5 protein-coding genes are annotated in these 9,706 nt (G+C 76.5%); 4 read left to right on the plus strand and 1 reads right to left on the minus strand.

The features are described from left to right. Together ACZDWJ_RS12375 and recD are read left to right on the plus strand one after the other, a co-directional pair. Positions 1-3,396 carry a UvrD-helicase domain-containing protein gene (locus ACZDWJ_RS12375; protein ID WP_463521265.1) on the plus strand — a complete coding sequence of 1,132 codons (3,396 nt, stop codon included), beginning with the start codon at positions 1-3 and terminating at the stop codon, positions 3,394-3,396. Then, positions 3,393-5,249, plus strand: a complete 1,857-nt coding sequence (gene recD / locus ACZDWJ_RS12380) for an exodeoxyribonuclease V subunit alpha (RefSeq protein ID WP_463521266.1) — start codon at positions 3,393-3,395, stop codon at positions 5,247-5,249. The genes ACZDWJ_RS12375 and recD overlap by 4 nt, the downstream gene beginning before the upstream one ends. A gap of 104 nt (positions 5,250-5,353) precedes the next feature. Here the strand turns inward: recD and pgm are convergent, their stop codons facing one another. Then, positions 5,354-7,003 (minus strand): phosphoglucomutase (alpha-D-glucose-1,6-bisphosphate-dependent), encoded by a 1,650-nt coding sequence (pgm, locus tag ACZDWJ_RS12385; RefSeq protein WP_463521267.1) that lies wholly within the window; start codon positions 7,001-7,003, stop codon positions 5,354-5,356. A 60-nt stretch (positions 7,004-7,063) separates the two neighbouring features. On the opposite strand from pgm, the gene ACZDWJ_RS12390 reads away from it, so the two are divergent. Next, entirely contained in the window at positions 7,064-7,858 is a 795-nt protein-coding gene (locus tag ACZDWJ_RS12390; protein WP_463521268.1) for a crotonase/enoyl-CoA hydratase family protein, read from the plus strand. A gap of 239 nt (positions 7,859-8,097) precedes the next feature. Continuing rightward, positions 8,098-9,687 (plus strand): hypothetical protein, encoded by a 1,590-nt coding sequence (locus ACZDWJ_RS12395; protein ID WP_463521269.1) that lies wholly within the window; start codon positions 8,098-8,100, stop codon positions 9,685-9,687. The last annotated feature ends 19 nt before the right edge of the window (positions 9,688-9,706 follow it).

Consider the following 9,706-nt stretch of genomic DNA (forward strand, 5'->3'; position numbering starts at 1 on the left):
ATGGCCGAGCCCCGCATCTACGACCTCGCCGGTCCGCTGCCCACCGGCACCACCCTGCTCGAGGCCAGCGCCGGCACCGGCAAGACCTACACGATCGCCGGCCTGGTCGCCCGCTACCTCGCCGGCGGCGAGGTCGACGTCGACCAGCTCCTCGTCGTCACCTTCGGTCGCGCGGCCAGCCAGGAGCTCCGGGCCCGGGTGCGCGGACGCCTGGTGGCCTCCGAGCGCCTGCTCGCCGAGGCGCTGGAGCCTGGCGACGCAGGCGCCGACCTCGACTCCGACCTCGACTCCGACCTCGACGTCGTCGAGACCTGGCTGCTCGACGCCGACGCGGGGGAGCGCCGGCTGCGCCTCGACCGCCTCCGCGCGGCCCTCGCCGGCTTCGACGCCGCCACCATCGCCACCACCCACCAGTTCTGCCAGCTGGTGCTGCGCTCGCTCGGCGTCGCCGGCGACACCGAGCCCGGCGCCACGCTCGTCGACACCCTCGACGACCTCGTCCTGGAGGTCGTCGACGACGTCTACCTGCGCTTCTTCGGCTCCCGCAGCGTCGCCCCGCCCTTCGACCTCGCCGCCGCCCGCGGTCTGGCCCGCACCGTCATGGCCGACGGCCTGGCCGACGTCGCCCCGCCCAGCGCGGCCGAGCAGGCCGACCCCGACTCCCCGGGCGCGCTGCGGGTGGCCTTCGCCGCCGAGGTGCGCGCCGAGGTCGAGCGGCGCAAGCGCCGGCAGGGGATCCTCGCCTACGACGACCTCCTCGCCCGCGTCGCCCACGCGCTCGAGGACCCCCACGCCCACGGCCGGCAGCGGCTGCGGGCGCGCTGGCGCGTGGTGCTGGTCGACGAGTTCCAGGACACCGACCCCACCCAGTGGGACGTCCTCGAGCGGGCCTTCGGCGGCCACGCCACCCTCGTGCTCATCGGCGACCCCAAGCAGGCCATCTACGGCTTCCGCGGCGGCGACGTCCACACCTACCTCCGCGCCGCCGACACCGCCGACGTCAGCGCCACCCTCGCCACGAGCTTCCGCGCCGACGAGCCGCTCAACGCCGCCCTCGGCGTCCTCCTCGACGCCGCCGCCCTCGGCGACGAGCGCATCGTCGTCCACCCCGTGCGGGCCCACCACCGCGGCTCCCGGCTGCAGGGGGCGCCGTCCGACGCGCCGCTGCGGCTGCGGCGGCTGCCCCGCGCCGGGCTCCCGCTCACCAAGCAGGGACTGGTGCGCGCCGCGCTGGCGCGCGAGCTCGTCGCCGCCGACTGCGCCGCCGACATCGCCCGACTGCTGGCCTCCGACGCCACCTGGGACGGTCGCCCGATCCGCGCCGGCGACGTCGCCGTCATCGTCGGCGTCCGCGACCACGGCCTGCTCGTGCAGACCGCGCTGCAGGCGCTCGGGGTGCCGGCGGTCGTCGCCGGCGGCGGCCACCTGCTGGCCACCGAGGCCGCCGACGCCTGGTGGACCCTGCTGGAGGCGCTCGAGCAGCCGCATCGCGTGACCCGGGTGCGCGCGGCCGCGCTGGGGCCGTTCGTCCGGCACACCGCAGCCGAGATCGCCGCCGACGGCGACGCCCTCACCGACGCCGTCGCCGACCGCCTGCGCGGCTGGGCCGAGGTGCTGCGGCTGCGCGGCGTCGCGGCGCTCGTCGAGGCGCTCGAGGCCGCCGGCCTCACTCCGTCGCTGCTCACCCGTCCGGCCGGCGAGCGCCTGCTCACCGACCTGCGCCACCTCGGCCAGCTCCTCCACGACGTCGCGGTCCGGGAGCGGCTGGGCCTGGCCGGTCTGCTCGGCTGGCTGCGCGAGGAGCGGCTGCGCATCGCCGGCACCGACCGTCCGCGCCGCCTGGACTCCGACGCCGCCGCCGTGCAGATCGTCACCGTCCACGCCAGCAAGGGCCTGGAGTACCCCGTGGTGCACCTGCCCTTCGTCCACCAGCTCTATCGGCACCCCGTCACCGTCGCCCGCTACCACGAGGCCGGACGCCGCACCCTCGACGTGCGCGGCGCCGGCGAGGGCTGGTCGGCCCACGAGGCCCGCCACGTCGCCGAGGAGGCCGCCGAGGACCTCCGCGACCTCTACGTCGCGCTGACCCGCGCCCAGTCGCAGGTCGTCACCTGGTGGGCGCCCACGACCACCACCCAGCACGGTCCGCTGCACCGCATGGTCTTCGGCCGCCAGCCCGGCACGGCCCACGTGCCCGAGGTCGTGCAGGTCCGTGACGACGAGTACGCCGCGCGCATCCTCGACCTCCTCACCCGGCTCGGTGCGCTCACGCACGAGGTCGTGGAGCCCGCCGATCCCTCCCAGCCCCTGGGCCCGACCGCGGCCGGCCCCGCGCCCGCGCTGGAGGTCCGCCGCTTCGAGCGCGGCGTCGACACCGCCTGGACCCGCACCTCCTACTCCGCGCTCATCCGGATCGAGGAGCAGGCCGCCGCCGCCACCAGCGAGCCCGACGTCGCGCTGCGCGAGGACGAGGCGGTGCCCGAGCTCGAGGTGCTCGAGGCGGTCGCCGACGAGATCGAGGGCGCTCCCGAGTCCCCGGTGACGCTGCCGCTGGCCGACGCCCCGGCCGGTGCGGCCTTCGGCAGCCTGGTGCACGCCGTGCTCGAGCACGCCGACCCGGCGGCGCCCGCCACCGACGGCGACCTCCTCGCCGAGCTGCGTCGCCACGTCGTCGAGCAGGCCCGGTGGTGGCCGGTGGAAGTCGACGCCGACACCCTCGCCGCCGGACTCCTCGAGGTGCACCGCTCGCCGCTGGGCCCGCTCGCGCCGGGGCTCACCCTCGCCGACCTGCCGCTCTCCGACCGGCTGCGCGAGCTCGACTTCGAGATCCCGCTCGCCGGCGGCGACCGTCCCACCCGCGTCCGTCGCGAGCCGGTGCTGCGCGACCTCGCCGCGACCCTGCGCGCGCACCTGCCCGCTGACGATCCCCTCGCGGGCTACGCCGACCGGCTGCGGACCCCGCCGCTGGGCGACCAGCCGCTGCGCGGCTACCTCTCCGGCTCCATCGACGTCGTGCTGCGCGTGCCCGCGGCCGAGGTGCCCGGCGGCGCGCGGTTCGTCGTCGTCGACTACAAGACCAACCGGCTCAGCCCGCCCGAGGTGCCGCCGCACGCCGGCCACTACGCCGCCCCGCAGCTGGCCGAGGCGATGCTCCACTCGCACTACCCGCTGCAGGCGCTGCTCTACTCGGTGGTCGTCCACCGCTACCTGCGCTGGCGGGTTCCGGGCTACGAGCCGGCCACGCACCTGGGCGGCGTCGCCTACCTCTACCTGCGCGGCATGGCCGGTGCGGCCTCGCCCGTGATCGACGGCCACCCCTCGGGCGTCTTCTCCTGGCAGCCGCCCGCCGCGCTGGTGGTCGCCCTGTCCGACCTGCTCGACGGAGGTGCGCCGTGATCGAGCGCTTCGAGCCCCGCGACGCCCACGACCCCCGGCTCGCGCTGGGCGCCGACATCGCCCCGGCCGGCCTCCTCGGCCGGTTCAACGCCGCAGGCGTGCTCACCGCGGCCGACGTCCACGTCGCGCGCCGCGCCTGCGCGCTGAGCGGGCTCGACCCGGACGGCGCGGCCGGCGAGCCGATCGCGCTGGCCGTCGCGCTGGCGGTGCGGGCCGTGCGCCACGGCTCGGTCTGCGTCGACCTCGTCGACACCGCGCACGCCGACCTCGAGGTGCTCGAGGGGGAGGAGCGGCCCGAGGAGCTGCCCTGGCCTCCGGTGGAGGGCTGGCTCGACGCCGTCGCCGCGAGCGCGGTGGCCCGGGCCGGCGTCGTGCGCGTCGAGCACGGTCTGCTCTACCTCGACCGCTACTGGCGTGAGGAGGGCCAGGTCCGCGACGACCTCCTCGCCCGCGCCGAGGCCGAGCCGCCCCGCCTCGACGCCGCCGCCCTCGAGGCCGGCGCCGCGCGGCTCTTCCCCGCGGGCTACGACGAGCAGCGCGCCGCTGCGCTGGCCGCGGCGACCTCGTGGACCAGCGTCCTCACCGGAGGGCCCGGCACCGGCAAGACCACCGCCGTCGCCGGGCTGCTCGCCCTGCTCGGCGCCGAGGCCGCCCGGGCGGGCCGACCGCTGCGCATCGCGCTCACGGCCCCCACCGGCAAGGCCGCGGCCCGGCTGCAGGAGTCGGTCGAGCAGGCGCAGCGCGAGTCCTGGTTCACCGATGACGATCGCGCCTGCCTGGCCGGGCTGCAGGCGTCCACGCTGCACCGCCTGCTGGGCTGGCGCCCGGAGTCGCGCACCCGCTTCCGTCACCACCGCGCCAACCGGCTGCCCCACGACGTCGTGGTCGTCGATGAGACCTCCATGGTCTCCCTGACGATGATGGCGCGGCTCGTCGAGGCCGTGCGTCCCGACGCCCGGCTGGTGCTCGTCGGCGACCCCGACCAGCTCGCGTCGGTCGAGGCCGGGGCGGTGCTCGCCGACCTCGTCGCCGGGCTGCGCGTGCGCACGCCCGGCTCGGTCACGGCGCTGCGCACCGGCCACCGGTTCGGCCGCGAGATCGGCGGCCTGGCCGAGGCGCTGCGCGTCGGCGACTCCGCCACGGCCCTCGAGCTCCTCGCCGAGGCCGACCCCGCCGACGCCTCCGCGCCCGTCCGGCTCCTCGACCCCACCGACACCGAGCATCGCGCCCTCCTGCGCACGCGACTGCTCGACCACGCGCTCGAGGTCCACGCGGCCGCCGTGCGCGGCGACGTCCCGGCCGCCCTCGCCGCCGTCGAGCGGCACCGCCTGCTGTGCGCCCACCGCGACGGCGTCTACGGCGTCGCCCACTGGAACCTCCAGGTGGAGCGCTGGCTCTCCGAGGTGCTCCTCGAGCGGGGCGGCCGCCCGGTGGGGCGGGCCGGGGGGCCCGAGTCGTACCCCGGCCGTCCGCTGCTCATCACCGCCAACGACTACGGCCTGGGCCTGTTCAACGGCGACACCGGCGTCGTCGTCGCCGGCCCCGAGGGTCGCCCGCTCGCCGTCGTCGGTGCCGCCGACGACCCCGAGCCGCTGCGCCTGGCGCCCAGCCGCCTCGGCGAGGTCGACACCATGCACGCGATGACCGTCCACAAGTCCCAGGGCAGCCAGGCCAGCGAGATCACCGTCCTCCTGCCGCCCCCGGACTCCCCGCTGCTCACCCGCGAGCTGCTCTACACCGCCGTCACCCGCGCCAAGGACCGCGTCTGCCTGGTCGCCGACCCCGCCTCGGTGCGTGCCGCCCTCGACCGCCGCGCCCAGCGCGCCTCCGGTCTGCAGCGCCGCTTCGGCTGATCCGCGGGGGGCAATTTCCCCGGATATCCGGGGAAACTGGACGTTGTCAGGGGAAGCTTCCCCTGACAACGTCCAGTTCTCCCTGACCTGATCGGGCGTCGACGTCAGCCCAGAGCGGCGTTGACGACCTCGCGGGCCTCGTCCTGCACCCGCGCGAGGTGCTCGGGGCCCTGGAAGCTCTCGGCGTAGATCTTGTAGACGTCCTCGGTGCCGGAGGGTCGCGCGGCGAACCAGGCCGACGCGGTGACGATCTTGAGCCCGCCGAGCGGGGCGCCGTTGCCGGGGGCGCTGGTGAGCCGCTGGAGGATCGGCTCGCCGGCGAGGGAGTCGGCGGTGACGTCGTCGGGGGTGAGGGCCGCGAGCCGGGCCTTCTGGGTGCGGTCGGCGGGGGCGTCGACGCGGGCGTAGGCCGGATCGCCGTGGGCGGCGACGAGGGCGGCGTAGCGCTGCGAGGGGGTCTCCCCGGTGCGGGCGAGGATCTCCGAGGCGAGCAGCGCGAGCAGGAGGCCGTCCTTGTCGGTGGTCCACACCGAGCCGTCGTGACGCAGGAACGACGCGCCGGCCGACTCCTCGCCGCCGAAGCCGAACGAGCCGTCGAGCAGGCCCGGGACGAACCACTTGAAGCCCACCGGCACCTCCACCAGCGGACGTCCGACGGCGGCGGCGACGCGGTCGATCATCGACGACGACACCAGCGTCTTGCCGATCCGCGCGCCCTCCGGCCAACCGGGTCGCGCGCCGCCGAAGAGGTGCTCGATGGCGACGGCGAGGAAGTGGTTGGGGTTCATCAGCCCGTCGGGGGTGACGATGCCGTGCCGGTCGGCGTCGGCGTCGTTGCCGGTGGCGAGGTCGAAGGGCGCCTCGTCGCCGTCCATGCGCGCCACGAGCGAGGCCATCGCCGACGGGGAGGAGCAGTCCATGCGGATCTTGCCGTCCCAGTCCAGCGTCATGAACCGCCAGGTGGGGTCGACGAGCGGGTTGACGACGGTGAGGTCGAGGCGGTGCCGCTCGGCGATCGCACCCCAGTACTGCGCGGACGCGCCGCCGAGGGGGTCGGCGCCGATGCGCACGCCGGCCGCCCGGACGGCGTCGAGGTCGAGCACCGAGGGCAGGTCGTCGACGTAGGTGCCGAGGAAGTCGTAGGAGCCGGCGGTGGCCCGGGCTCGGGCGAACGGCACGCGGCGCACCTCGCGCAGGCCGCCGGCGATCAGCTCGTTGGCGCGGCGGGCGATCGCGCCGGTGGCGTCGGTGTCGGCGGGGCCGCCGTGCGGGGGGTTGTACTTGAAGCCGCCGTCGGACGGCGGGTTGTGCGACGGCGTGACGACGATGCCGTCGGCCAGGCCGGCTCCGGTGGTGCGTCCGCCGTTGGCGCGCAGGATCGCGTGGGACACCGCGGGCGTGGGCGTCCATCCGTCGGCGGCGTCGACCAGCACGGTGACGTCGTTGCCGACGAGCACCTCCAGCGCCGTGGTCCAAGCCGGCTCGGAGAGCGCGTGGGTGTCGCGGCCGAGGAAGAGCGGCCCGTCGTAGCCCTGGGCCGACCGGTACTCGCAGATGGCCTGCGTGGTGGCCAGGATGTGGGCCTCGTTGAAGCTCGCCGTCAGCGAGGTGCCCCGGTGGCCGCTGGTGCCGAAGGCGACCTGCTGGCCGACGTCCTCGGGATCGGGCTGGACGGAGAAGTACGCCGTGACGAGGTGGGCGACGTCGACGAGGTCCTCTGGACGGGCGGGCTGACCGGCGCGGGGGCTGCTCACCGGTCCACTATGGCGGGGTTCACCCCCCTCGCGCAGGGTCGGGGGCCGATACTGGACGGCGTGACCCACGTGACCTGCACGATCCGCGACGGCATCGCCCACGTGCGCCTGGACCGTCCCGAGAAGCTGAACGCGCTCACGCTCGACGTCCTCGACGACCTCGTCGCCACCGCTCGCACCCTGCGGCGCGACCGCACTCTGCGCGCCGTGATCGTCTCCGGCGAGGGCGACTCCTTCTGCGCCGGGCTCGACTTCGCCCACGTGATGCGCCAGCCCGCACGCATCGCCACCGCGTTCGTCCCGCGGCCCTGGCGCGGCACCAACACCTTCCAGGAGGCCTGCTGGGCCTGGCGTCGTCTGCCGGTGCCGGTGATCGCCGCGGTCCACGGCCACTGCCTCGGCGGCGGCGTCCAGCTGGCCCTGGCCGCCGACTTTCGCATCGCGCACCCCGACTCCACCTGGTCGGTGCTCGAGGCGAAGTGGGGGATCATCCCCGACATGTCGGGCATCCGCAGCCTCTCCGAGCTGGTCGGCATCGACGTCGCCAAGCGGCTGACGATGACCGCCCAGCACCTCTCGGGCAAGGAGGCCCACGACCTCGGCCTGGTCACGGAGCTCGACTCCGACCCCGTCGCCGCGGCCGAGCGCTTCGCCCGCGAGCTCACCCTGCGCTCGCCCGACCAGCTGGCCGCCGCCAAGCGGCTCTTCGACGACACCTGGTTCGCCGGGTCGCGTCGCACCTTCGCCCGTGAGCGCGTCGAGCAGGCCTGGCTGCTGTTCGCCCGCAACACCAAGGCCGCGCGCGAGGCCGCCTTCGCCAAGGCGGCGCCGCAGTTCGGCCCGCGGGGCCGCTGAGCACCGGCGCGGGCGGCGGCTCCCGCCCGCGCAAGGCCGCCGCCTCGAAGGCGACGGCGAAGAAGGCTGCGGCGAAGAAGGCTGCGGCGAAGAAGGCACCTACGAAGAAGACCCCCGCCACGAAGACCCCCGCGAAGAAGGCGCCCGCGAAGAAGGCGCCCGCGAAGAAGGCGCCCGCGCGGGCCCGCAGCGCTCCGCCCCCGCCGCCTCGTGTCTCGCTCTCCGCTCGGCTGGGGACGGTGCTGGCGCGGCTGCGTCCGCGGCGCCCGGTGCGGCTGCTCGTCTGGCCGGCGCTGCTCCTGCTGGGCTGGCTCACCGGACCGCTGCCGGTGCTGGTCGTCGTCGGCGTGCTGCTGGGCATGCCGCGGGTGCGCGACGCCGTGCTCGAGCCGTGGTGGTCGGCGACGCCGCGCGAGCGCGCCGCCCGCGTGGGCGTCGGCGTGCTGGTCGGCTCGGCGGTCGTGGGTCTCGCGGCCGGCCGGTGGCTCCTGGCTCCCGCCGGCCGACTCCCGCTGCCCCCGGGCGCCGGACGCTGGGTGACGCCGGCCTACGAGGGACGACCGCTGGAGGCGCGTCCGCTGACCCGTGCGGACGCCGCGGCGGACGCCGGACCGGTGGGCGACAGCCCGGTGGTGGCCGGTCGATGGCTGGGCACCGGCTGCTCGACGATGCGCGCCGACGCCGCAGGCCACGGCGTCGTGCTCTGCCGCGACGCCGACACCACGACGCTGCGGGTGCTCGGCGCCGACGACCGTCCGCGGGCGAGCCTGGACCTGCCGGCGTCCGGGCCCTGCGACGGCGCCCTCGCGCTGCGTCCCGACGGCCGCCTCGCCGTGGGTCTGGGACGCGCGGTGACGGTGGTGCGCACCGTCGGCACCGGCGACCGCGCGATGGCCCGACGCGAGGCCCGCAGCGACCTCACGGGCGTCCTGGCCGCCGGCGACTGCGTGCGCGACGTCGCCCTCGACCCCCGCGGCCGCACCTGGTTCGTCTCGGCCCGGGGCGTGCTCGGCCTGCTGGACGGGGCCGGGCCGCCGCTGGGCCGCCTCGACCTGGGCGCGCCCGTGACCACCGGCTTCGCAGCGCCCGACCCCGCGCGTCCGGATCGCATGGAGGTGTCCTCGCAGGAGGCGGTGGTGGCGGTCGACGTCGCGGCCGGTCCGCGGCTGCAGGAGGCCTGGCGCTCGGCGTACGACCTGGGCAGCGGCCCCCGCGCCGGTCAGCCCGTCCCGGGCTCGGCCAGCCGTCCGCTCGCCCTGCCCGGCGGCCTGCTGGCGATCGCCGACGTCGCCGAGCCGCGCTCGCACGTCGTCGTGCTCGATCGCGCCACGGGCCGGGAGCGCTGCCGGGCCGAGCTCTTCGACGACGACCACAGCGTCGTCGGCGCCGACCTGGTGGCGGTCGGCCGGCAGGCGTCGCTGCTGGCGGTGGACTCCGCCGGCTGGACGGCGTGGGGCACCGCCCTGGGCCGCGCCCCCGCCGGCGCCATCACCCGCATCGACGTGCGCCCCGACGGCGATCGCCTGCGGTGCGTGATCGCCTGGACCGCCGAGGTCCCCACCGCGCCCATCGCCCCCGTGGTGGCCGCCGACACCGGCCTGGCCTACGTCGTCGGCAAGCGCTCGACGCTGTGGGCGGTGCAGGCCTGGACCCTCACCCTCGTCGACCTGCGCACCGGCGCCCGCCCGGTGACGCTACGTCTGGGCCTCGGCGAGCTCGCCCGGCCCACCGGGCCTCTGGTGCGCCGTGACCGCTCCCTGCACCTGGTCGTGCGGGGTGGGGTGGTGCGGGTCCGGGACCGGGCGTCAGTCACCCGGCCAGCCGGGTAGTTGTCTGCTTGGCACGCGA

It is taken from the genome of Nocardioides sp. B129/18, assembly GCF_055282735.1.